Source organism: Bacillus sp. AK128 (genome assembly GCF_053903075.1).
The window spans coordinates 880162-903711 of record NZ_CP096379.1; the positions used below are offsets into that span (position 1 = coordinate 880162).

At 37.3% G+C, this 23550-nt stretch carries 25 protein-coding genes; 16 read left to right on the forward strand and 9 right to left on the reverse strand.

The genetic code is table 11. The features are described 5' to 3' along the window. Positions 1–100: 100 nt before the first annotated feature. The gene (locus M1D60_RS04160) at positions 101–1339 is read left to right on the forward strand and encodes an MDR family MFS transporter (RefSeq protein WP_456277934.1); all 1239 of its coding nucleotides are present in this window, start codon (positions 101–103) and stop codon (positions 1337–1339) included. Positions 1340–1450: 111 nt separating this feature from the next. Here the strand turns inward: M1D60_RS04160 and M1D60_RS04165 are convergent, their stop codons facing one another. Continuing rightward, positions 1451–2728: an NAD(P)/FAD-dependent oxidoreductase gene (locus tag M1D60_RS04165; RefSeq protein WP_456277935.1), complete on the reverse strand. Its 1278-nt coding sequence runs from the start codon at positions 2726–2728 to the stop codon at positions 1451–1453. A gap of 114 nt (positions 2729–2842) precedes the next feature. Here M1D60_RS04165 and M1D60_RS04170 point away from each other — a divergent pair, with 114 nt between their 5' ends. Together M1D60_RS04170 and M1D60_RS04175 are read left to right on the forward strand one after the other, a co-directional pair. Next, positions 2843–3226, forward strand: a complete 384-nt coding sequence (locus M1D60_RS04170) for a hypothetical protein (protein WP_456277936.1) — start codon at positions 2843–2845, stop codon at positions 3224–3226. 73 nt (positions 3227–3299) lie between these two features. Continuing rightward, positions 3300–4937: a putative polysaccharide biosynthesis protein gene (locus tag M1D60_RS04175; RefSeq protein ID WP_456277937.1), complete on the forward strand. Its 1638-nt coding sequence runs from the start codon at positions 3300–3302 to the stop codon at positions 4935–4937. 27 nt (positions 4938–4964) lie between these two features. Here M1D60_RS04175 and M1D60_RS04180 read toward each other — a convergent pair whose 3' ends face one another. Beyond that, positions 4965–5177: a hypothetical protein gene (locus M1D60_RS04180; RefSeq protein WP_456277938.1), complete on the reverse strand. Its 213-nt coding sequence runs from the start codon at positions 5175–5177 to the stop codon at positions 4965–4967. A 113-nt stretch (positions 5178–5290) separates the two neighbouring features. On the opposite strand from M1D60_RS04180, the gene M1D60_RS04185 reads away from it, so the two are divergent. Then, positions 5291–6010 carry a pseudouridine synthase gene (locus tag M1D60_RS04185; RefSeq protein ID WP_456277939.1) on the forward strand — a complete coding sequence of 240 codons (720 nt, stop codon included), beginning with the start codon at positions 5291–5293 and terminating at the stop codon, positions 6008–6010. A gap of 120 nt (positions 6011–6130) precedes the next feature. On the opposite strand, the gene M1D60_RS04190 is transcribed toward M1D60_RS04185, so the two are convergent. After that, the gene (locus tag M1D60_RS04190; RefSeq protein ID WP_456277940.1) at positions 6131–6352 is read right to left on the reverse strand and encodes a DeoR family transcriptional regulator; all 222 of its coding nucleotides are present in this window, start codon (positions 6350–6352) and stop codon (positions 6131–6133) included. 636 nt (positions 6353–6988) lie between these two features. Between M1D60_RS04190 and M1D60_RS04195 the strand changes: the two genes are divergently transcribed. The 3 genes from M1D60_RS04195 to M1D60_RS04205 are packed head-to-tail and all read left to right on the forward strand — an operon-like array spanning position 6989 to position 10684. Then, positions 6989–8014 (forward strand): potassium channel family protein, encoded by a 1026-nt coding sequence (locus tag M1D60_RS04195; protein ID WP_456277941.1) that lies wholly within the window; start codon positions 6989–6991, stop codon positions 8012–8014. An 11-nt stretch (positions 8015–8025) separates the two neighbouring features. Then, on the forward strand, positions 8026–9435 hold the full coding sequence (gene pepV / locus M1D60_RS04200; RefSeq protein ID WP_456277942.1) for a dipeptidase PepV: 1410 nt from the start codon (positions 8026–8028) through the stop codon (positions 9433–9435). 37 nt (positions 9436–9472) lie between these two features. Next, positions 9473–10684 (forward strand): MFS transporter, encoded by a 1212-nt coding sequence (locus M1D60_RS04205; RefSeq protein ID WP_456277943.1) that lies wholly within the window; start codon positions 9473–9475, stop codon positions 10682–10684. 128 nt (positions 10685–10812) lie between these two features. Here the strand turns inward: M1D60_RS04205 and M1D60_RS04210 are convergent, their stop codons facing one another. Both M1D60_RS04210 and cysK read right to left on the reverse strand, forming a co-directional pair. Continuing rightward, positions 10813–10962 (reverse strand): hypothetical protein, encoded by a 150-nt coding sequence (locus M1D60_RS04210; RefSeq protein ID WP_456277944.1) that lies wholly within the window; start codon positions 10960–10962, stop codon positions 10813–10815. 110 nt (positions 10963–11072) lie between these two features. Next, entirely contained in the window at positions 11073–12020 is a 948-nt protein-coding gene (gene cysK / locus M1D60_RS04215; RefSeq protein ID WP_456277945.1) for a cysteine synthase A, read from the reverse strand. A gap of 92 nt (positions 12021–12112) precedes the next feature. On the opposite strand from cysK, the gene thpR reads away from it, so the two are divergent. The 4 genes from thpR (at position 12113) to M1D60_RS04235 (ending at position 17057) form a co-directional block, all read left to right on the forward strand. Continuing rightward, positions 12113–12682, forward strand: coding sequence for an RNA 2',3'-cyclic phosphodiesterase (thpR, locus tag M1D60_RS04220; RefSeq protein WP_456277946.1), 570 nt, complete (start codon positions 12113–12115; stop codon positions 12680–12682). Between the two features lie 86 nt (positions 12683–12768). Beyond that, positions 12769–13734 carry a nuclease-related domain-containing protein gene (locus tag M1D60_RS04225; RefSeq protein WP_456277947.1) on the forward strand — a complete coding sequence of 322 codons (966 nt, stop codon included), beginning with the start codon at positions 12769–12771 and terminating at the stop codon, positions 13732–13734. Positions 13735–13763: 29 nt separating this feature from the next. Next, positions 13764–15881, forward strand: coding sequence for a type I pullulanase (pulA, locus tag M1D60_RS04230; protein WP_456277948.1), 2118 nt, complete (start codon positions 13764–13766; stop codon positions 15879–15881). Between the two features lie 396 nt (positions 15882–16277). Further along, positions 16278–17057, forward strand: coding sequence for a phosphotransferase family protein (locus M1D60_RS04235; RefSeq protein ID WP_456277949.1), 780 nt, complete (start codon positions 16278–16280; stop codon positions 17055–17057). Here the strand turns inward: M1D60_RS04235 and M1D60_RS04240 are convergent. Then, positions 17049–17327, reverse strand: a complete 279-nt coding sequence (locus M1D60_RS04240; protein ID WP_456277950.1) for a YtzH-like family protein — start codon at positions 17325–17327, stop codon at positions 17049–17051. The two genes, M1D60_RS04235 and M1D60_RS04240, sit on opposite strands and share 9 nt — an antisense overlap. 178 nt (positions 17328–17505) lie before the next feature. Here M1D60_RS04240 and trmB point away from each other — a divergent pair, with 178 nt between their 5' ends. After that, positions 17506–18147 carry a tRNA (guanosine(46)-N7)-methyltransferase TrmB gene (trmB, locus tag M1D60_RS04245; RefSeq protein ID WP_456277951.1) on the forward strand — a complete coding sequence of 214 codons (642 nt, stop codon included), beginning with the start codon at positions 17506–17508 and terminating at the stop codon, positions 18145–18147. A gap of 78 nt (positions 18148–18225) precedes the next feature. Next, complete coding sequence (locus M1D60_RS04250) at positions 18226–19068, forward strand: YtnP family quorum-quenching lactonase (protein ID WP_456277952.1); 843 nt, start codon at positions 18226–18228, stop codon at positions 19066–19068. 19 nt (positions 19069–19087) lie between these two features. On the opposite strand, the gene M1D60_RS04255 is transcribed toward M1D60_RS04250, so the two are convergent. After that, the gene (locus M1D60_RS04255; RefSeq protein ID WP_456277953.1) at positions 19088–19399 is read right to left on the reverse strand and encodes a PepSY domain-containing protein; all 312 of its coding nucleotides are present in this window, start codon (positions 19397–19399) and stop codon (positions 19088–19090) included. Between the two features lie 180 nt (positions 19400–19579). Between M1D60_RS04255 and M1D60_RS04260 the strand changes: the two genes are divergently transcribed. Both M1D60_RS04260 and M1D60_RS04265 read left to right on the forward strand, forming a co-directional pair. Further along, on the forward strand, positions 19580–20656 hold the full coding sequence (locus M1D60_RS04260; protein WP_456277954.1) for a M42 family metallopeptidase: 1077 nt from the start codon (positions 19580–19582) through the stop codon (positions 20654–20656). Positions 20657–20933: 277 nt separating this feature from the next. Then, the gene (locus M1D60_RS04265) at positions 20934–21440 is read left to right on the forward strand and encodes a DUF84 family protein (RefSeq protein ID WP_456279344.1); all 507 of its coding nucleotides are present in this window, start codon (positions 20934–20936) and stop codon (positions 21438–21440) included. A 106-nt stretch (positions 21441–21546) separates the two neighbouring features. On the opposite strand, the gene M1D60_RS04270 is transcribed toward M1D60_RS04265, so the two are convergent. Beyond that, the gene (locus M1D60_RS04270; RefSeq protein ID WP_456277955.1) at positions 21547–22272 is read right to left on the reverse strand and encodes a bacteriorhodopsin; all 726 of its coding nucleotides are present in this window, start codon (positions 22270–22272) and stop codon (positions 21547–21549) included. Between the two features lie 139 nt (positions 22273–22411). Further along, on the reverse strand, positions 22412–22846 hold the full coding sequence (locus M1D60_RS04275; protein ID WP_456277956.1) for a YtoQ family protein: 435 nt from the start codon (positions 22844–22846) through the stop codon (positions 22412–22414). Between the two features lie 146 nt (positions 22847–22992). On the opposite strand from M1D60_RS04275, the gene M1D60_RS04280 reads away from it, so the two are divergent. Beyond that, positions 22993–23493, forward strand: coding sequence for a hypothetical protein (locus M1D60_RS04280; protein WP_456277957.1), 501 nt, complete (start codon positions 22993–22995; stop codon positions 23491–23493). The last annotated feature ends 57 nt before the right edge of the window (positions 23494–23550 follow it).

Here is a 23550-nt window from a genome sequence, read left to right on the forward strand (position 1 = left end):
TTTATTCCACCCTTATGCTATACACATAAGCCGGTCTTGTATCTTACTAAAAGATATGAGACCGGCTTTTTTATTTCTTTTTTAAAGGAGACTGGTTGTAATGCTACAAGTTATTAGAAAGCTTCATCCTATTATTTCAATCCTTTTAGTAGGTGCCTTATTTTCTAGAATTGCCAATTCTATGAGTTTACCGTTCTTAGCCATTTACCTAGATAGGCAAACGGATTTAAGTCCTCTGTTGATTGGTATGATCATTGGGGCTGCACCGTTATCTAGTACCCTAACTGGAATATTGGGAGGTTTTTTGTCAGACAGGTTTGGTAGGAAACTAATTATGCTCCTGTCCATATACTCCTGGGGCTTTGTCTTTATAGGATATGCACTGGCAAAAGAACCTATCGTTTTTTTAGTTCTAAGTATACTTAATGGAGTTTGCAAGGCTTTTTTTGAACCAGTATCACAGGCATTAATGGGAGACCTAACTGAAAAGGATATAAGACCAAAAGTTTTTTCATTGAGGTATACAGTCATAAATATGGGAGTCGCAATAGGTCCCTTGTTAGGTGTGTTTATTGGATTATCGTCTAGTGGAGTTGGATTTATTATTACAGGAATTTTTTATATAATTTACTCCATTGTTTTACACCTATCATTTTCAAAAGTCCAAGTACCATCAAATTGTGGGCAGCTAGAACAGGAGCATTCATTGAAGCAGTCATTTCTGATGATGAAAAAAGATAGAATCTTACTTGCCTTTATTATCGGTGCTTCCATAACTCAAATTGGATTTGCCCAATTTGCACCATTATCTCATCATATAAGTACTACATTTGAAAAGGGTGTGATCTATTTCGGATGGATGATGACAGTCAACGCATTGACTGTGGTAGTCGCACAACTTCCGTTATCCGCGTTATTTGAGCGCTTTTCTACCGTAACCGGAGTATATGTGGGGAACATGCTATACGCATTAGGAGGTCTTGGGTTTGCATTCTCAAATAATTTCTATGAGATGATTATTTCTATGATTATTTTTACATTAGGAGAAGTATTATGCTTTCCAGCTGGCACTATATTAATAGACAAACTGGCTCCGAATCATTTGCGTGGTAGTTATTATGGGGCGATGAATTTTACGGAGTTAGGAAGATTTTTAGGCCCGACTTTAGGAATGTTCTTTTATTCAAACTTAGGAATAACTTGGCTTTTTAGTATAATTTTTGGTTTGTTACTAATAAGCAATTTGATTTACTGGATAGGAGATCGAATGTGGTCAAAGCAAACCAGTCAAGTAATGTTGGTCAAGGGAGATTTAGGAGGAAACCATATATTACGGTAGGTTTAGAGGCTGATCTGAAAAGTAGTTGGTACTATTATTCGGAGGAAATCATAATAAAAGCCACAATGGAAGGATATCCAAAGTGGCTTATCTCTTTTTAGAGTTTGTGTATTAATATTGCTTCTCTGCCATCGCGTTCTTCCCAGCGGTCATGCCGGCAACACGACCGGTTACAAATGCAGCTGTAATATTGTATCCACCTGTGTACCCGTGAATATCGAGTATCTCGCCACAGAAATAAAGCCCTTCGACTAACTTTGAAGACATTTCTTTTGGATTGATTTCCTTAACGGAAACCCCTCCACCTGTAACGAAGGCTTTTTCGATTGAAAGTGTTCCGTCTACATAAAAAGAGAATTGCTTACAGCTAGAAACAAACGCTCTTAGTTTTTCATGTGAGATATGATGATAGTTTAATTGTTCATCGATTTGGTTTTGATTAAGGAGGAACAATAAATATCTTTCAGGTAAAAATCCTTTTAATACATTTTTAACAGATTTATTAGGCTCGTCCTTTAGTGCTTTTAGCATGGATTGGAAAAGGGCTTCCGCTGTTTGATCAGGCACAGCATCTATTCGCATCTCAATTTTTCTCGTCTTAAACTTCTCCTGTGCCTTAACAACATATTGACTGCATCGCAATACGGCAGGTCCTGAGATACCAAAATGGGTGAAAATCATATCCATTTTATGTGTGATAAGGGTTTTTCCTTTAGGGCTAATGACACTCAGAGCTACATCTCGTAGTGAAAGTCCTTGCAATTCCTTATTTTTAATAAACGATTCACTAGATGTCAAAGGTACTTCAGTTGGGTATAGAGTTGTGATTGTATGTCCGGCCTTTTCTGCCCATGCATAGCCATCACCTGTTGAACCGGTTTGCGGAACCGATTTTCCACCTACTGCAATAATGACATGCTGACATTCAATTATCTGTCCATCTCTTAAAGTAACAGATTGTGTTTTTCCATCTTTGTAGTCAATGGTATGAACCGGAGAATTAATCCAAACGGTAACATGTAGCTTCTGAAGTTGCTCTAAAAGAGTATTCACGACTGTTTGTGCTTTGTCGGTAATGGGAAACATTCTACCGTGGTCTTCCTCTTTTAGTTGGATGCCTAAGCCTTCAAAAAATCGAATGATATCTTCGTTATTAAAAATAGAAAATGCACTATATAGGAATCTTCCATTACCCGGAATATGCTTAATAATCTCTTCAACGGGCAAGCGATTTGTTACATTACAACGGCCTCCACCAGATATAGCAAGCTTTCTTCCTAACTTTTCTCCTTTATCAATGAGAAGTACTTTAGAGCCTTTTTCAGCAGCAGCAATGGCTGCCATTAAACCAGATGGTCCTCCACCGAGGACAATGACGTCATATTTCATCCTAAAAACCTCCGTTACAATACAAGCTAAAAGTAGAATAGCATTTTTCTAGCAAAAAGAAAAACTTGGCTCTATCCATATTTTTCTCTATTATAAGGAGTGGAGAGTGATTATATGAGTCATTATATTCCAATGATTAATGAGGGAGTATACCCCCATGATGCGGGTTGGACAGAAGATGAAGGCAATCAATCTATTCTATTGCTTTCCGTTCCAGAGTTAGAGGAACTGGCCAATAAAGTCATCACTAATTTTGATTACGCTTGGCTTTTTGATGCATCGATGAATGCTTATATTTTTTGTTTTCAAATCGAGGAGAAGGAGCATGCGATTATTTTTCAATTTAATCATGCAGGCAAATTCCTGTTAGAGCGAGAGGCATATGAGCCTTTTTCAATTGCCATTACAGGATCTGACTTCTCCAACATGACGGAGCATACACCTTATTTATTGCTTCGACCAATACAGTTAAATCGACAGCCGGTAGCAGGCTGGTAAATCGGAAACATACTTTTATACAATATTATGTTAAAATAAAGCAATTGTTTTAAGTAGTTGTTGGGGGTTTTATATGTCAGGCTCAAGTTTATTAAGAGGGACATTCATATTAACACTAGGTACATATATATCGAGAATTTTAGGGATGATTTATGTTTTTCCTTTTGTTGCTTTAGTAGGGACTCAAGGTACAGCCCTATATTCTTATGGATATCTTCCATATACAATTTTCTTAAGTTTATCGACAATCGGCGTTCCGATGGCCGTTTCAAAATTTGTGTCCCGTTATAATGCGCTTGGAGAGTATCATACAAGCCGAAAGCTGTTTAAAGTTGGTATGCTTTTAATGCTCTCGATGGGTGTGTTATCATTCATCATCCTATTTGTTATGGCACCTGCCATTGCGCCCCTTGTCCTTAAGGAGCAGGATGTTACTAGTCAAGTGGGAGTAAATCATGTCGAGGATGTTGTGTATGTCATCCGAATGGTAAGCTTTGCTTTATTAGTGGTTCCAATGATGAGCGTGATACGTGGTTTTTTCCAAGGTAATCAGTCGATGGAACCTACGGCGATTTCGCAAGTCGTTGAACAATTGTTTAGGATTGTCTTTTTATTAGGCTCTGTTTTTATAATATTGAAAGTGATTGAAGGAGATTTAACGACCGCTATTGGATTCGCGACGTTTGCTGCATTTATAGGTGCTCTAGGTGGACTGCTCGTATTGGCGTGGTTTTGGAAAAAGAGAAAAGCAAACTTAGATTTGCTACTTGTTCAAAGTAAAAAGGAATCTCAACTGTCGTCAAAAGAAATGATCAAGGAATTGCTTACATATGCCGGTCCATTTGTATTTGTTGGTTTAGCAATACCACTATATCAACTGGTTGACTTTTTAACTTTAAACCACACCTTGCAAGATAACGGGATGACAACAAAGAGTGCAGAGCATATTTATTCAATCTTACAATTTGAAGTACCGAAGCTAGTGATGATCCCAGTTTCATTGGCAACAGCTTTTGGTCTAACGCTTGTTCCTGCGATTACAAAGGCATTTACCGATAGAGACCAGAGGCTATTACATACACAGATTGATCAATCCATTCAAATCGTATTTTTCTTAACATTGCCGGCGGTTGTAGGTTTATCGGTGTTGAGTGATGAAATGTATGCTATGTTCTATAGAAACGATGAACTTGGCTCAACGCTTCTAGCTTGGTTTGCACCAGTGGCGATTCTATTTGCTTTCTTTACCATTACTTCTGCTATGCTACAAGGCATTCAAAAGCAAAAGCTAGCCGTGATTAGCCTGGTGTTTGGTTTACTTTTAAAGTTTATTTTAAACGTGCCAATGATCACTTGGTTTGAAGGTATTGGCTCCATCATAGCAACAGCAATTGGATATTTAGGGTCAGTTGTTTATAGTCTTGCGATGATTAAACGGCATGCCCAGTTCTCTTTTAGGTTGGCATTTAAAAGATCTGTTTTAATGGTCATGTTAGCCATGCTTATGATGGTAGGGATTTTGCTCACCCTATGGGCATTATCGCCATTTATAACATATGGTGAAGGCAAATGGGAGGCAGTAATACTAACGATGGTTGGAGTTTCAGTTGGTGCTGGCATTTACCTCTATTTAAGCTATCGTTCAAATTTAGCAGGTAAACTATTAGGAAATCGATTTAGAATGCTAAAAAGACAAAAAGTGAATGGCTAAGCACATTCACTTTTTTCCTAGTTAAATTTAATAGTTATAGCCGTCACCATAGCCTAGACGTCGCTCAATTCTGTCTACACGACGATCTAAACGATCGATACGAGTATTGATTCGTTGAATTTGTCTTTCTAATCGGTCTAAACGTTGATCAACGTTTCCACCACCGCCTGGATATCCTGGAAACCCTGGGAATCCTGGAATTGGAAAACCGTAACCCTCTGCTTGTTGTCTTGGATACATAATGTTAGCTCCTTTGATTTAGAATACGAAATACCATATAGTCTATGTTGGATGGGGCATATGTGGAGAGGGTAAATGCCCAAAAAATTTAAAAAAGTTTAGGTGATTGTCGCATGCGTATCGATAAATTATTAGCCAATATGGGATTTGGAACTAGAAAAGAGGTTAAACAATTATTAAAAACAGGACTGGTCCGTGTAAATGAAGATATCGTAAAGGATGCAAAAACACATGTCGATCCCAATCAACAGCAGGTTACGGTTAATGGGGAACCAGTTGAATACAAGGAATTCGTTTATTTAATGATGAACAAACCGCAAGGAGTCATTTCTGCAACAGAGGATAATCACGATCAAACCGTTATTGATTTATTGGAGCACGAGGATGCTATATTTGATCCTTTTCCTGTAGGTCGACTTGATAAGGATACAGAGGGACTATTAATAATAACAAATGATGGACAACTTTCTCATCAGTTGCTATCGCCTAAGAAGCATGTTCCCAAAATCTATTATGCACATATTAGTGGTGTGGTTACTGAAGAGGATGTAGAAGCTTTTAAGAAGGGTGTAGTGTTGGATGATGGTTATGAGACAAAGCCTGGATTTTTAAAAATCTTAGAATCAGGGTCTATGTCAAAAATTGAACTCACTATTACAGAAGGAAAATTCCATCAGGTAAAAAGAATGTTTGAAGCGGTCGGAAAGCGGGTAGAGTATCTCAAACGGATAAAAATGGGTCCTTTGCCATTAGATGAAACACTAGAACTCGGGGAATATCGAGAATTGACAGATGAGGAAATTGAATTACTAAGAGAAGCTTCTGTAAAGTAAGGGCGATTTTATCCTTTCACATAAGAAAGAAGGACAGATGTCCTTCTTTCTATTAAGTCGTTTCAATAATGGATTAGTTGGATTATTATGTAGCATTTCAACGTATTCATCTGTGGTGTTTTACGAAGTCATCTTCACTTTCTTTTCGGTCGTTGTCCATCTACCGCGGCTCGGGCTTTCGACCAAATCATTATATACTAGAACATTCAGGTCTCTTTGGACTGTTCGTTGAGTCATTCCAAATTCATCAACCAGTTGATCCGTTGTTACGGTACCACGTTCATTAATATACATATATACTGACTTGATCCTATTTATCATCCGAGAAGTTGAAGGCTTCAAAAAACCACTCCCTATTGTTTATTTGTAATTCTCATATAACAACAAAGTATGTTTGTACTCTTTGAACCAACTAGACTAAACAATCCCTCCTTCCTGTTTTTTTAGTTAATATATGTCATGCGTTCAACTGTATATGACCTATTCTACAAAATTCGCTTTATTTCCTCCTTCTTTTTTTTATTTTTTCCACTATTTAGTTAATTGTCTTTAATTCTATTTCTTACTCTGTTAAAGTTTGTTGTTGATTTCCGTTCCAGGACACTCGCTTTCCGTGGGCGGGTTCGGGAGCCTCCTCGGCGTTTCTCGCCTGCGGGGTCTCCTTCACCACGCTTCTCCCACAGGAGTCTCGCGTCCTTCCACTTCAATCAACTCTGCTAAAAATCAACACTGTACTTTAACACAGCTAGTTCTTAAATGTTTTTTTGAATGCTTTTTTGTTTGTTCTGCTTTTTGGGGAGGACTTATATTCATGCCTTCTGCTCCAAAATAAGTTGGATTAATTTATTAGAAAATCAAGTAAAATAACATTATATCTACATAATAATTATGAATTTATATTAGTAAATATTTACTTTTTATCGAACCATTAAGGATTTTTTGATATGCTGTAATAAGTAGATAGATCAGGAGGGTGTTATGATTTTACTCCGAAGAATACTTTTAATGACGATTAAGATGAATAATTGGGTTTTGTTTTGGGCTAGTTTCTGTCTCATCCTTGGTAGTACTTTTGTTATTCATTACCTTGAACCAGAAACATTTACAACACCGTTTGTCGCTCTTTGGTGGGTGATGACAACCGTAACGACTGTCGGCTATGGTGATTATTATCCAACAACCGTTGAGGGACGGGTTTTTGCTATTTTTCTTTACATATTTGGAATTGGTTTAATAGGAGTCGTTATTGGGAAGGTTGTTGATTTCTTTTCTGAATTTAAAAGGAAAAGGGAGGAAGGAAGAATGACATACAAAGGTGAGGGACATCTTGTTATTATTGGATGGTCTTCTAAAGCAAGCTTTGCCGTTAAAGAAATATTAGAATCAACGTTGGATACTGATGTTGTTATTATTGATCAGCTAGAAAAAGCACCGTTAATGCTAGATCGAGTGTATTATATTAATGGTCCAGCCACAAAAGATTTGACCCTTGAAAATGCAAATGTGCTTCATGCTAAAGCTGTCTTAATCTTTGCTGATGATACGATTCAAAATGATGAGTTAGCTGATGGTAAGTCGTTGCTAATCGCCTCATCCATTGAACGATTAGGAAAACAAGTTCATACAATCGTTGAAGTTCTTAATGAAAATCATATTAAAAATTTTCAACACATTCATATTGACGATTTCCTATTGTCACACGAAACTGTTTCGGGTCTTGCTGTTCGTGCAGCCATCTCAAAAGGAATTACCGGTATTTATTCGCAACTAATCAGTCGAAGATATGGTGATGACTTATATCAGCTAAAACCAAGTAAAGATTGGCATACTTATAAGGATGCTTTTCATGCTCTCTTACTCGAAGGAGCTACACTTATTGCAGACAAGGATCAATTAGATATCAATAGACGACTAGATGAGCCTGTAAAGGAAGATTCCTTGTTATATATTATTTGTGATGAGGACACCTTCAAAAAGGTTAAAACAAAGTATACGGTTGTATAGGAGTGAATGGGTTGCATAAGACTAATTGGTTAGAAGAGGTTTTAAATAGAAAAGATGAGTTAATAAAAGATACACAAGCATTTTTACAAATTGAAAGTATCCTAGATGAGGAAACAAAGGGAGATCACTCTCCTTTTGGCTCAGGAATTGACCAAGCTTTACAGTTTTTACTTCAAAAGGGCTCAAATGATGGTTTTACTGTTAAAAATGTTGATGGATATGCAGGTCATATTGAGTTTGGTGAAGGGGAGGAGCTTGTAGGTGTTCTCTGTCATATTGATGTGGTTCCACCAGGTGATGGATGGACTAGTCCGCCTTTCTCTGCAGAAATAAGAGACGGGAAGATATTTGCTAGGGGGGCATTAGACGATAAAGGACCAACAATGGCAGCCTACTATGCTCTTAAGATTGTGAAGGAGCTAAATATTGATGTAAATAAGCGAATTCGTATTATTATTGGTACGGATGAGGAAAGTAATTGGCAATGTGTGGAGCACTATTTTAAAAAAGAAGAAATGCCGAACTTGGGCTTTGCACCAGATGCTGACTTCCCGATTATTTATGCTGAGAAAGGGATTTTAGATTGTGTGTTAAAGCAGGAAAGCACCTCTCAAACAGGAGAATCTACATATACGTTACATAGCTTTAACTCCGGTCGTCGTTTAAATATGGTCCCTGATTTAGCCCTTGCTACCATACAAGGAAATCCTAGTGTAATTAAAGAGAAGTATGAAGAATTCTTACGTAAAAGCGAACTTACCGGGAGTGCAGAGGTAACTGAATCTGCAATTGAATTAAAGCTCGTCGGCGTATCTGCCCATGGAATGGAGCCTAGAAACGGTACCAATGCAGGAACTAAGCTTATTCAATTTTTAGCTGAGCTCGACTTTGATACCCAAGGCCACAGTTTCTTACGAGCTGGAAATACTTATTTTGCAGAGGATTCACGAGGGAATGCTTTGGATGTTACTAGCTCTGACGAAATTTCTGGAGACTTAACGATCAATGTTGGGACCATTTCCTATGATCTAATTGAAGGTGGGAGTTATGGGTTAAATATAAGATACCCTGTCACCAATAAAAGTGATTCTACAATCAGCACTATAAAAGAGAAGCTAGCTCCATTTGGATTTTCGGTAGCAAGTATCTCGGACTCAAAGCCACATCATGTCAACAAAGAGCATGAGCTTGTTAAGACATTACAACGTGTTTATACGGAACAGACAGGAGAAGAGGCTTCTCTACTATCCATTGGTGGAGGTACGTATGCACGTTCTCTTGAAGTTGGGGTTGCATTTGGACCGTTGTTTCCAGGTAGACCAGATATTGCCCATCAAAAAGATGAATATATAGAGATTGATGATTTAGTAAGAGCAACGGCTTTATATGCTCAAGCCATTTATGAGTTAATTAAGAAATAATAATGGATCAGCCCCCGGTTAAACGGGGGTATTTACTATGAAAGAGGGATTTTTTGTGCAAGCAAAGCAACAAGACCGAACAAAGTTGAATTTTCGTATGTTTTATTTCCTCACCTTTTTAGGTTTGGGATCTTTATATCCTTTACTAGCTGTTTATTTAGATGAAGGGGTGGGACTAACAGGGAGCCAAATCGGAACCATTCTATCTATCAGCCCCGTGGTGATGATTGTGATTCAGCCATTATGGGGAATGCTCAGTGACTGGACTCAAAAGCCACGTTTACTGTTAAGTATATCGATACTATTAACCAGCATCACCGGGTTAGTTTATGCCCAAGTGGATCTTTTCATCATTCTTATTGTGATGGCGATTATTCTCGCAGCTGTTCAAAGTGCAGTTACGCCATTATCAGATAGTATTGCGTTGAATTATGTACAAAAAGTAAAAGGTAATTATGGGTCAATCCGTTTATGGGGAGCACTAGGGTTTGCACTTGCGGTTATTATTGCAGGATGGCTTGCAGATTATATAGGACTTTGGATTATCTTTTATCTGTTTTCTGGTATGTTACTACTTGCTTTCTTGTTTTCATGGAGATTGCCTGAAGAGAATCAAGGTCTAAGAAATAACTTGTTTTCGGGTATGTCAACCTTAGCAAAGCGACCGAGATTTATTTTGTTTTTATGTACAACGTTTCTAGTGTTTGGTCCTATTTATGCGAATAATTCATATTTTGGGCTTTTTATCAAAGATATTGGTGGGACACTAACAGGGGTAGGGATTGCCTTCTTATTCGCTGCAGGAAGTGAAGCGCCGTTTATGCAGTTTGCCAATCGGTTTATTGAGAAGATCGGCATGCTTCAGGTGTTGACCTTAGCTGCAGGTGTATCTATGATTCGTTGGTTCTTCTACTTTTTTGAACCGTCTTTATATTTAGTATATGCGACCACAATTGCACAAGGTTTTTCTGTAGGATTAGCGATCCCAGCAGCTCTGCAATATGTAAGGGATATCTCTCCAAAAGAAGTTCAGGTTACTGCGGTTTCTATCTATGCAGCAGTTGGTAGTGGGCTAGGTGCATGGTTTTGCACCTACTTTGGAGGATTAATATTGCAATGGTATACAATCAAAAACGTCTATTTATTTTTCGGGATACTAACAACTTTGGGTATTACCACTCTATTGATTGTCGCGAGACTTGATTTTATTAAAAGAAAGGCAGCCCTTAAGGTAGAGGCCGCTAGATAAAGGATAGGTTTAATTGTAGGGTGGTAACACTAGTATCTTAGTGCTAGTGCGATATAAAAAGTTCATTGAGGCAAAAGTTTTGGTATTACACCGAACGCTTTTGCCTCTTTACTTTTGAGTGTACTTATTTAAAATAAATCAGTTATATAGCTTTGAACCGGTTCGGGTAAAAGTTGATAAAACAACCCTTGAAAAATAAGGTCTAATAGACCAGCAATGATCAAAATGAATAGACCAAAAAACAGAATGAATTTCTTGTTTTTCTGTATCCACCTCAATAAAATCCCCTCCACTGTTCATACGAACTTCTTTGTTAACTCATTCATTTTGCAAAAGTTTCGCTAATTTCTTGAATAACGCAACTATATACATAGACAGAGATTACTGATTAATTAACACTGTCTTCTTCGAAATCAAATAAATCACTAGATAAATAGCGTTCGCCGGTATCACAAGCAATACATACGATTACATCATCTGGTGTTAACCGCTTGGCTACCTCTATTGCTGCATAGCATGCTGCACCTGATGATGGACCTACTAAGATTCCTTCTTCACGTGCTAGTCTTCGGGTAATCAGATAGGCCTGTTCATCCTCGATCTTAATGATTTCATTGTAGATGTTTTGGTTTAATATACTTGGAATAAAGCCGGGACTCGTTCCCACTAGCTTATGCTTACCTGGTTTCCCACCGGAAAGTACAGGTGAGCCAGCTGGTTCCACCACATGAACAGAAAGATTAGGATACTTCTCCTTTAACACTTCTCCAGTACCGGTAATGGTCCCACCAGTACCTGCTGTTGCGACAAAGGCGGTCAATTCTTTTCCGAGCTGTTCCATCCCTTGGATGATCTCCTTAGCTGTGGTATGACGATGTGCATCGGGATTGGCGTGATTATCAAATTGCATAGGTAAAAAACTATTTTCAATGCTTGCTGCTAGCTCTTTTGCTTTTGCAATGGCTCCTGGCATCTTCTCCTCACCTGGAGTAAGAACTACCTCTGCCCCGTATGCCTTCAATAAATTAATTCTTTCTTTTGTCATCGTATCGGGCATCACTAAAATGGATTTATAGCCTCTTGCTGCCGCGTTCATGGCTAGTCCAATTCCTGTATTACCACTCGTGGGTTCAATGATGGTGGAACCTTTAGATAACAAGCCTTGTTGCTCTGCTTGTACAATCATATTAAAGGCAGCACGGTCCTTTACACTTTTACTTGGGTTAAACATTTCAAGCTTTAAATATATAGTTGCTCCACCCTCGGGTGCTAATTTTTGTAGCTTCACAAGCGGGGTGTTACCAATTAATTCACTAATATTGCTCACGACTTTCATTCATTGTCCTCCTTTTTCCATTAGTAATTGCATGGATTTTGGTAAAATATACAATAATGAGACTAATCCATTCGAAAGGTGGAAGTAATATATTGACGAATACCCATTATTTTTTAGCCATCCCTATTCCACAGGCTACGAAACAATTATACTTGGAATGGAGACAACTTGTTAAGGAAAAGCTCCCATTTAAATCCTGGGTTCATCATGAAGACTATCATATTACATTAGTGTTCCTAGGGGATGCCTCTTTTTCTAAAATTCAGGAGGTAAAAACTGAAATGAAGAGAATCTCGAGTGAATATAAAGGATTCCCACTTCAGCTTCGGGGTTTGGGCTATTTCGGAAGAAAGGAAAGTCCACGCGTATTTTGGGGCGGAGTGGAAGTTAGCCCTTCACTGCTACAGCTGCAACAAGAGGTTTTTAAAGCTTGTCAAAATCTTGGCTTTCAACTTGAAAAGAGAAGCTACTCTCCTCATATGACATTAGCAAGACGCTGGGGTGAAAAAACCGAATTTCCTTATCAGGAACTTGAACAACTATTTCAGCCTAAGGACGAGCTACTATCTTTCAATGTAGAAAATATCGTGCTGTATCAAACACACTTAAACCGCTCACCTAAATATCAACCATTAGCAATCTTTCCATTAGATAATGTGTAAAACAAAATTAAAAAAAACCGATTGATTGAATAAAATTAACATACTAGATCTATATGTAAAGCAATACATATAAAAGGGGAAATACAGTGGCACAATTAATCAAATTACAAGATTTTATTTCTCGGTATGAAATGAACGTCTACCGATATCCAAGTCAATACATTCGATTGAAAAAACAGCATTGGAGAAAACTGAAAATGCAATGGGAGGAAGGGACTCTTATAGCACCTGAACTTCTACCGGAAGAAGATATTGGTCAAGAAAAGAAGACGATATTTCATCCTCTTAAAAAAATATTAAATAAAAAAGATCGTGAGCAAGAAATAAGTGAGTCATTCGAAAACCATACATCCAAGGAAAATGATTCAGAATCCACAGAAGAATCAGGCTTTACATTCGAGTATCAGCTAAGACATCAGCCTAGAGATGAGGATGAGCTTAAAAAATGGTTTCTTAATCAGCTATTTGAAATACAGATTAGATGGGCCAGCTCAACTATCAGAGAAAAGTCATTTGTTGAAAGACAATTTTATCATGATTTACATCTTAAATATTTCCTTCAACGTTTTCCAGACAATTATCTCGTTCTTTATCATCCCGTTTTTATTATCCAAAAAGCACCGGTGGAGTTAGAGGTAATTTTAATTAGTCCTATTGAAACATGGTGTATCACTATGGTTGAGAGTGAAGAGGAAAGTGTGTTGGTAGGTTCAAAAGATAGATTTTGGACGGAGAAGCATACAACCAAAGAGAAGAAGATTTTAAACCCATTGATCGGTTTAAACCGAATGGAGAAGATCGTTCAGAGAATTTATCAATTAAACGATATTGAACTTCCAGTAAGGAAGGTCGTACTTAACCGGAATGGATATATTGATTACCCATATGGACCGGTGGATACTCATTTTATTGATAAGCGAAATTATGAGGAATGGTTTGCTGGTTTAAGAAGGCTATCCTCTCCGATTAAACACGATCAGTTAAAAGCAGCTAAAGGACTTTTGCAGCACTGTCAATCAACATTTATAAAACGACCAGAGTGGGACGTATAAATAAAATGATAATAAGCTGGGGGTGTGGTATGGAGGCCGAATTGAGTAGAGACTTTGAAGCTTTTTTAGATGAATTAACCATCATAACCATTCTACTTCCGAGTAACTGGAATTTGGAGGTTGAACCGAGCTTTTCTTTACTTTGTCAAAACGGAACCCAGCAGCCATTAGCTATTATTCTGTATGAAGAGCATGAATCATTTATAAAATATCAATGTAAAGTTGCGGCACCTCTCAATTTACGAGAAGAATATATTGTGTCAACTGGAAGTCACCTGACTGATTTACAGATAGGTTCTGTTGTAAGAACAGCTGCATTTGATGAAGCTTATGCTTATTTTGGAGATGACCTAGGGGTAAGCTATGCTAAAACACTTACAACCTTTAAGGTTTGGGCACCAACAGCCTCAAAGGTACGCTTAAAGCTAATAGATCCAGTTGAAGAAAAAGAATCCATCGTGGAAATGACGAGATTTGCTAAAGGAATATGGAAAAACAACATAGAAATTGATTTAGATGGTTTTTATTATAGCTATCTTGTTTGTGTAAATCAGGTATGGAGAGAAGCGGTGGATCCGTATGCTAAAAGTGTGTCTGTCAACGGAGAATATGGGGTAATTATTGACTCAAGTAAGATCAAGATGAAGAATGCTACCTTACCTAGTCTAGCTCAATATACTGATGCGATTATCTATGAAACCCATATTCGGGATTTCACTATTCATCCTAATAGTGAAGTTGTCCATAAAGGGACATATAAAGGGTTTGCAGAAGAAACTACGGATACTGGACTTAATTATGTCAAAAATCTAGGAATTACTCATATTGAGCTACTGCCAATTAATGATTTTGCGGGTGTTGATGAGGAACAACCTAATGAATCCTATAATTGGGGCTATAACCCTCTCCATTATTTTGCACCTGAGGGGAGCTATGCAACCAACCCTCGTGATCCGTATAAGAGAATTCAGGAGCTTCAGGACATGATTGAGAGGATCCAGTCAAAAGGATTAAGGGTCATTATAGATGTTGTGTTTAATCATGTTTATATAAAAGAGGAGTCTTCCTTTGAAAAAATTGTTCCCGGTTACTATTTCCGTTATGATTTACACGGTTTTCCTTCTAATGGAACCGGTGTTGGGAATGACATTGCTTCAGAGCGACTGATGGTACGAAAGTTTATCATTGATTGTGTTCTTTATTGGACAACAACATTTAATGTGGATGGATTTCGTTTTGATTTAATGGGAATCATTGATATACAGACTATGAATGAAATCAAGGATGCAGTTCATCAAATAAATCCATCTATTATCTTATTAGGAGAGGGCTGGGAATTGAATACTCCCCTTCCTATCTCAAAGAAAGCAACCATTAAGAATTCTGCAAAAATGCCAGGGATTGCTCATTTCAATGATCGTTTTCGGGATACGATTAAAGGAAGTACGTTTAATTTGTATGATCGAGGGTTCTCCTTAGGGAACTACCATCATGTAGAAGAAATAAAAAAATTAATAGCTGGTAGTTCATCGATCTTTAAAAGCCCTAGTCAATCTATTAACTATATTGAAGCACATGACAATCACACGTTTTGGGATAAAGCCATTAAGAGTAATCACTTTGAAGAGGAAGAGGTTATTAGAAAACGACAAAAATTTGCTACAAGCATGGTCCTTCTTTCACAAGGGGTTCCGTTTTTACATAGTGGTCAGGAATTTTATCGGACTAAAAACGGAGTAGGAAATAGCTATCAATCCAGTGATGAAGTCAATCAGTTGGACTGGTCTCAAAGTGTGAAATGGATTAAAGATATCCATTATCTAAAAGGAATCATCGCGATTCGCCACTCACACGGTGCCTTTCGATTTTCTAATCATGAACTAGTTAAACAGCATATGAGCTTTTTAACAACTATTCCAGAAATCATCGCATTTGAATTAAAGGAAGTTTTGCCATTTGGTAAATGGGGACATATACTCGTTATTTTTAATGGTAGTCTCCAGGAACAGCAGGTCGTTCTTACTGAAAAAAATAGTTGGACTGTGTTAGCTGATCATTCAAAGGCATCTGTTACTAGCCTTTATACACTTATCACCAAGAAGTTTATTGTCCAACCGCTCAGTTGTCTGGTAGCCGTTCGAACCTAATATATGAAATTTACTTGACGTCATGAAAAGGTAGACTATAAACTTGATAGCATGTTGTTTTTTTTTTTAGGCTCTGTTATAGACTGTTGTTGATTTCCGTTCCAGGACACTCGCTTTCCGCGGGCGGGTTCGGGAGCCTCCTCGGCGTTTCGCCTGTGGGTCTCCTTCACCACGCTTCTCCCGCGCTTGCACAGGATGTGCTGACCTCTACGTTTGCCACAGGACGTGGCAGCTTTTAGTAGAGGATCGTTATATTCGCGTCCTTCCACTTCAATCAACTCTGCTAAAATCAACACTTTTCTTTAACATAGCCTTTTCTTATATTATTGAATCTTTATAAAATATTTTTCTAACATACTAATAATAACTAGTATAGAGGGCAATGTAGGTGATGGTTTGAAGGATTTACTAGGAAAAGAATGGGAAATATCTCCTGCAGGTGGTGCAACAGGAGAGGCTTATTTTGCAAAATTTGAGGATAAACGATTATTTTTAAAGAGAAACTCCTCACCTTTTTTAGCTGTACTCTCAGCTGAAGGGATTGTCCCTAAGTTAGTGTGGACAAGACGATTGGAAAATGGTGATGTTATAACTGCACAGCACTGGCTTGATGCAAGAGAGTTAAAACCAGCTGACATGAAACAGTCAACTGTAGCAAAGCTACTAAATAAAATTCATTCATCCAAAGAGCTATTGGATATGCTAATGAGAATAGGAAAAGCCCCTCTTATGCCACAGGAGCTATTAAGGGAGCTGGAGAATTCACCATATTTTCAATCTAGTCAATCCAAACACCTCATACAAGATGCCATAGATTTTTTACAAGCAGGACTAGGACAAATTGAATACCCAGAGTTTGTTGTTTGTCATTGTGATATCAATCATAACAATTGGCTTCTCACGGAGCATGAACAATTATTTTTAATCGATTGGGATGGTGCTATGGTTGCAGATCCTGCCATCGATATTGGGATGCTTCTGTATTCCTACATTCCTGAGGAAAATTGGGAAGAATGGCTGAGTCATTATGGGCAAGAATTAAATGACTCATTAAGAATCAGGATGAAATGGTATGTTGTTTACCAAACATTATTGTCCATTCAATGGTTCGATCAAAAGCAGCAAGTTGAGCAAAAGCACTATGCAGAGCATTATTTATCTACGTTGTTAGGATAACTGATGAATATCCTCAATCCATTGAGATAAATCCTGCTGGTGACTTAGGATATGCTCATCTAAATTTTGATTGTATTTTCCACTTTGACTATATTCATATACATCCATTAGTACGTTTTTAGCTTCTGTGGTCACATGTTCATTGGCGAGGAGAGATTTAACAATTCTTTCAAGCTGTTCACATTCGGCAACAGTTCCGCAGCAATCTAACTGTTGGTTTGATAAAATATCCATGAGTACACTTATTTGATGATGGAAATCTAATGGCATTATCTTCACACCCTTGATTTAATTTACTACCTTATCGTTTGTTTTTATTGATTTTTTATACCTGTTTCATAACGGCCAGATGAGAAGCTTCTGGCTGTTTTTATGGCTAAGTTGCAACAGTAGAAGATTTCATGATATTGTTTATTTTGTATATTTTTGTAGAAGAGGAAGTGTAATCATGCGTCTACGCCATAAACCGTGGGCCAAAGATAAACTAGCTGAACATTCTCATTATGTGATTCAAGAACCAACTCAACATAAAGGAAAATGGCATGAAATCTTTGGAAATGATCACCCCATTCATATAGAAGTAGGAACTGGAAAAGGTAAATTTATAACGGGCATGGCTAAAGAAAATCCAAGTATAAACTATATTGGAATAGAGCTTCAGGAAAGTGTTATTATAGGTGCCTTAGAACGAATTCTTGAGGAACCACTTCCAAACGTGAAACTCCTAAATGAAAATGCGGAGGATTTGCAAGATATTTTTGGAGACAATGAAGTGGATCGGGTGTATTTAAATTTCTCTGACCCATGGCCTAAAAACCGCCATGAAAAAAGAAGACTTGTGTATAAGGATTACTTAAAGCTTTATGAAGGGATTCTAGTAAAGAATGGGGAAATCCATTTCAAAACCGATAATCAAGGGCTTTTTGAATACTCTTTAACGAGCTTTTCTCAATATGGACTTATTATAAAGTATGTTAGTTTAGACCTTCATAATAGCGATGTTGAAGGAAATATCATGACAGAGTATGAAGAAAAGTTTGCAAGTAGAGGAAATAGAATTTACCGAGTAGAAGTGCAATATGTTAATTAAATCCTGTCATTGGCAGGATTTTTTTTCATTCATACAGAAGTTAGTGAAAGCATAATGAATGAAAGAGGAGTGATGGGATTGGAAACGCTAAAAATAGGTAAATTAAGTCTTACTTGGTTAAATGGAGGGGTTACTCATTTAGATGGAGGCGCGATGTTTGGAGTCGTACCAAAGCCACTTTGGTCAAAAAAGTATCCATTTAATGAAAAAAATCAAATTGAGCTCCGAACAGATCCGATCTTAATTCAAGATGGACAGAGAAATATCCTGATTGAAGCGGGAATTGGAAATGACCGTATGTCTGATAAGCAAAAAAGAAACTATGGTGTGTTAGAGGAGTCAGCGGTTGACCAATCTTTACAAGAATTAGGATTAACAACGAAGGATATTGATCTTGTTTTAATGACACATATGCATTTTGATCATGTTTGTGGATTAACGAAATGGAGTGAAGGTAAATTAGTTCCTACTTTTGAGAACGCTACCATTTATGTTTCCCAGACAGAGTGGGATGAAATGAGAGAGCCGAATATACGGTCTCAAAATACATACTGGAGAGAAAATTGGGAAAGTATCCAAACTCAAGTAAGGACTTTTGAGGATGAGTTCGAAGTCATTCCAGGCATAAAGATGATTCATACGGGTGGACATAGTAATGGTCATGCTATTATTACAATCGAAAGTGGAGGAGAACAACTATTTCATATGGCTGATTTACTTCCAACGCATGCCCATCAAAATGCATTATGGGTAATGGCTTATGATGATTATCCTATGCAGTCCATTCAATCAAAAAAACTCTTTATGGATCAAGGACTTAAGGATAACGTGTGGTTCAGCTTTTATCATGATGCAATTTATCGTGCTATTAAGTGGAATGAAAATGGAGAGGTTATGGAACAGTTGGAGCGAAAAAAATAATGTCCTACATGGTAGGACATTACACAGATACTTTTTGAACATCAATAATCGTTCCATTTTCGGCATTCACAACAAATTCTAGCTGCTCAGATGTATTTTCTGCCATTCTAGAAATACCACCCTTATAGACACGATAAGAGATATTATTTCTTACAAATGTTTCTGGTTTCATATGAATCCAGGACCCATCGATTGGTCCTTGCTTTTTTATTTCTTGTTTTACTAATTTTAATGCCTGGTCGGATGAGATGTGAGAAGGCTTAAGCCTTTGAATAAGATATGTACCAAGGATTCCAACCGCAACACCAGCTAAAAAGTTACCACCACGCATAACTTTTCAGTCCTCCTTTCGGTATTAAGAAAACATTGCTTTTATATACTATACACAGTATAAACCAGTTTATGCTTTTATCCAACCGCTTCAATTTCAACTGGAAAGGCAGAAGGTATTTCTGTAAAATAAACAATAGAGATATTTAGTATTTCGAAATATTAAGGGGGACACTTACAGATGAAAGAAGAAACTTTGCAATTATTTCGCACGTTAACAGAGCTACCAGGAACTCCAGGTAATGAACATGAAGTTAGAAAATTCATGCGTTCTGAGCTAGAAAAATACTCAGATGAAGTAATTCAGGATCGCTTGGGAAGTATTTTTGGTGTGAAAAGAGGACTTGAAAACGGGCCAACTGTAATGGTAGCGGGCCATATGGATGAAGTAGGTTTTATGGTGACTTCTATTACTGACAATGGAATGATCCGCTTCCAGCCACTTGGTGGTTGGTGGAGTCAAGTATTACTTGCTCAACGAGTACATATCATCACAGACAGTGGCCCAGTTGTTGGGGTTATCGGATCGATTCCTCCACATTTACTTGAGGAATCTCAGCGTTCAAAGCCAATGGACATTAAGAATATGTTAATTGATATTGGAGCAGACAACAAAGAGGATGCAATGAAAAATATTGGGGTTAAGCCTGGTCAACAAATTGTTCCTATTTGCCCATTTACACCGATGGCAAATCCTAAGAAGATTGTTGCTAAGGCATGGGATAATCGTTACGGTTGTGGATTAGCTGTTGAGCTTTTAAAGGAGCTTCAAGGAGAGAAGATACCAAATATCCTGTATTCTGGTGCAACTGTCCAAGAGGAAGTTGGATTAAGGGGTGCGCAAACTGCCGCAACGATGATAAATCCAGATATTTTCTATGCTCTTGATGCGAGCCCTGCCAATGATATGTCAGGAGATAAGAATGCGTTTGGTCAACTTAGTAAAGGTGCACTATTACGAATTTATGATCGTTCTATGGTAACACACCGTGGCATGAGAGAATTTGTATTAGATACAGCAGAGTCTAATAATATTCCTTATCAGTATTTCATCTCACAAGGTGGAACGGATGCAGGGCGTGTCCATACCGCAAATGAAGGAGTACCTTCTGCTGTTATTGGAATTTGTTCAAGGTATATTCATACGGCAGCATCGATTGTTCATGTTGATGACTATGCAGCAGCTAAAGAGCTACTGGTTAAGCTAGTTAAATCTTCTGATCAAGCTACTGTTGATTCGATTCGTTTGGATCAATAAGGAAGAAGAGAGAAGCCATCATTGGCTTCTCTTTTTAGATAGTCAGGTGTAGAGTCTTGGTTTAGCAGCTTTTGTGGAAATAGTGAGTAAAATCGTGGAATTATTCGTTTTTTCGTGGAATAATCGAAAAAAACGTGGAATAAATAGAAAAAACGTGGAATAATCGAAAAAATCGTGGAATTAACACTCGGCTTAAGAAAAATAGCTTTCAATGTTGTACCAGTTTGACTTATTTCTGTAAAATTAGATGTTTTATAAAGGAGCACGTACATATATGTTGACGATTGCTGTTGGATCAAAGAATTTTGCAAAAGTGGAAGCTGTTAAATGCGTATTTTCAGAAGCAACGGAAGTAAAAAGCTTATCCGTCCCTTCAAATGTATCGGAACAACCCTTCTCCGATGAAGAAACATTAGAAGGAGCGACAAACAGGGCCTTGCTTGCAATGGAAGCAGGCGGGACAGATATTGGAATTGGTCTTGAGGGTGGAGTAGTTGAAATGTCATCTGGATTATATCTCTGTAACTGGGGGGCGCTTGTTGATCAGCATGGCTATTCTGCCGTAGCAGCTGGGGCTAGGATCAAATTACCTGAAGAAGTTGCAAGTGAATTACGTGAAGGAAAAGAATTAGGACCTGTCATGGATGCCTATGCCAAAAAGCGAGACGTTAGAAAGTTAGAAGGAGCCATCGGTATATTCACAAACGACAAAGTGAATCGTAAAGAAATGTTTGAACACATCGTTAAACTATTAGCAGGACAGTACGAATATTCAAAGAAATAAAAGATTCTTTTAAGTTAGTAAGTATATCTCCTGTAAAAAGTAGTTGGTAGAAAACTTGAATTGATCTGTTTATTGGCAAGAAAAAACTAGCTCTTGGTTTAAAGAGCTAGTGTATAGTCTGTCCAGAAAATTTTGCATTGTTTACTTTCTGGATGCCAATCTTTCTTAGCCCCCATAAATCTAAAATACTAAATCCTATTTTAGAGAATATAGGTAATACAATAAAAGCCAATACATCCGTACTATTTTGAGTAAATCCTAAACCAGATGGACCTAATAGCCACACTGTTGGATAAGCGATCCAAAAGAGTGTAAGGTATAAAGCTGTTCGCTTATAATGCTTGCCTAAGTCCTTTCCTGAAGAGTGAGCAATTTTTCTTAGTGGATACCAAATAATATAAAGAATGATAAGAAGTGCTATCACACCGAGAGCATACCATAAATATTTTTGATAGCCAGAGGAAAAGTCTGCAATTAATCCAGTTAAAATCATGATTACATCAGCACCAATTAACGCACCGATGAGAGTCTTATCTTTATCTTTTTGGTAAAACATTGCTGTTAAAGCAAGAGCAAGCAATAACAAGGGGGTAGTAACCACCCAATCTAAATACCTTGCATAATAAACCATTCGATCATTTACTTCTAAAAAACCTTGTCCTAAAGCGATGGATAAGTAAGCTAAACCTGACCAACATGGTATAAAAATTGCAATAAGATATTCGTATATAGGCACTCCCTGTGGATTTCTACTTAATACATAAAAATATAAAGCACCTATTGCCATGATAAGAAAATAAATCCAATGTAAAGAGTAAATTATATCTTCCACTTATTCACCTCATACTAATCTTTTTTAATCAGTATGGTTGTTGTTTCCACTTTTAATACGGATCCAGAATAACAAAAAGCAGTCCAAAATTTAATTTTGACTGCTTTTGTTATTATAATAACGATTGTGACGGGTTATCTTATTCAAAAATATAGTTCAAAACTTTTAATGCTTGATCAACGGTCTCGACAGTTACATTAGCTTTATTCGATAGTTCTTTCAATGGGTGATGGAGCTCTTCAGGACGTATTAAAATGAGTGGCTTTTGTAAAGTCAGGGCCTTACTCGCATCCATGGCAGTATTCCACTGCTTATATTTTGAACCAAATAAAGCAATTACTACATCTGCTTTTCCTAGTAGAAGCTCTGTTCGTAGATTATTAATGTTAGAGGCTGCATCATCCTTCAATATACTTGAAGGTTGTTTACCAAGAATCTCCTCTCCAATATTATCAGACCGGTCATGGTCTAACATAGGACCTACAAAGGTCAGTGGAAGGTTCTTAGCTTTCTCCTTAATCTCATTTCTCCAATCACTATGAATCTCTCCTGCTAAATACACCATAAGTTGCATAGTATCATCCTCCTATTTTGGGGTAGGTAAGACTTTCCACTTCATAATATATCATACCCTTTTAGATGAATCTGTTATTTTCCCTTGAAACATGCATTTTAATAGGGTTATTATAGAAGAGTGTGTATGATATAAGGGGGATTAACGTGAAAATTTATAAACTTATATATATAGCATTTGCTTGTTTTTTATTGGTAGGATGTGCCTCAATAGAGGAGCGACTAGCTGAAACAGAAACAGCAACGACTGAGGCTTTTGAAGCAGGTCCCAGAGGAGTTAACATGGAAGAAGATGAATTTACATACTATTTACCTAGTTCCGTGGAAAGAGAAAGCTCAGAAGAATTTAATATTATTCTCACCGAAGGAGATCAAACTTATATTCTATTTGTGAATCCTTTAGAAGAAAAAACTAGTAAAATCGTTTATGAATCATCCTTATCTACTGCAGAGTATTTACTAAATAAAACATATGAAAATGAAGAAAGTTTTGGATTTATAAATGTTCTACCACTTGAAGATGAGCAATATGAGATTGTCGTTGGTGTCGGTGGTACTAAAATAACAACTGTAACGGAAGAAAAAAATATAGCTGAAAGTGCAGAAAAAATGATGCTTATTGTAAATTCAGTCAGATTAAAGCCCTAGTGTAACTAGGGTTTCTTTGTGCCTTTTAAGTCGATAGTTTTGTAAAGGACATATCAG

What these genes read in the sequence shown, in the direction of transcription:
- M1D60_RS04195 (WP_456277941.1), top strand. Translation starts at nt 6,989, where the DNA reads ATGATTTTACTCCGAAGAATACTTTTAATGACGATTAAGATGAATAAT.
- trmB (WP_456277951.1), top strand. Translation starts at nt 17,506, where the DNA reads ATGCGTCTACGCCATAAACCGTGGGCCAAAGATAAACTAGCTGAACAT.
- M1D60_RS04185 (WP_456277939.1), top strand. Translation starts at nt 5,291, where the DNA reads ATGCGTATCGATAAATTATTAGCCAATATGGGATTTGGAACTAGAAAA.
- cysK (WP_456277945.1), bottom strand. Translation starts at nt 12,020, where the DNA reads ATGAAAGTCGTGAGCAATATTAGTGAATTAATTGGTAACACCCCGCTT.
- M1D60_RS04160 (WP_456277934.1), top strand. Translation starts at nt 101, where the DNA reads ATGCTACAAGTTATTAGAAAGCTTCATCCTATTATTTCAATCCTTTTA.
- M1D60_RS04255 (WP_456277953.1), bottom strand. Translation starts at nt 19,399, where the DNA reads ATGCGTGGTGGTAACTTTTTAGCTGGTGTTGCGGTTGGAATCCTTGGT.
- M1D60_RS04205 (WP_456277943.1), top strand. Translation starts at nt 9,473, where the DNA reads ATGAAAGAGGGATTTTTTGTGCAAGCAAAGCAACAAGACCGAACAAAG.
- pulA (WP_456277948.1), top strand. Translation starts at nt 13,764, where the DNA reads ATGGAGGCCGAATTGAGTAGAGACTTTGAAGCTTTTTTAGATGAATTA.
- M1D60_RS04275 (WP_456277956.1), bottom strand. Translation starts at nt 22,846, where the DNA reads ATGCAACTTATGGTGTATTTAGCAGGAGAGATTCATAGTGATTGGAGA.
- M1D60_RS04175 (WP_456277937.1), top strand. Translation starts at nt 3,300, where the DNA reads ATGTCAGGCTCAAGTTTATTAAGAGGGACATTCATATTAACACTAGGT.
- M1D60_RS04170 (WP_456277936.1), top strand. Translation starts at nt 2,843, where the DNA reads ATGAGTCATTATATTCCAATGATTAATGAGGGAGTATACCCCCATGAT.
- M1D60_RS04165 (WP_456277935.1), bottom strand. Translation starts at nt 2,728, where the DNA reads ATGAAATATGACGTCATTGTCCTCGGTGGAGGACCATCTGGTTTAATG.
- M1D60_RS04240 (WP_456277950.1), bottom strand. Translation starts at nt 17,327, where the DNA reads ATGCCATTAGATTTCCATCATCAAATAAGTGTACTCATGGATATTTTA.
- M1D60_RS04180 (WP_456277938.1), bottom strand. Translation starts at nt 5,177, where the DNA reads ATGTATCCAAGACAACAAGCAGAGGGTTACGGTTTTCCAATTCCAGGA.
- M1D60_RS04260 (WP_456277954.1), top strand. Translation starts at nt 19,580, where the DNA reads ATGAAAGAAGAAACTTTGCAATTATTTCGCACGTTAACAGAGCTACCA.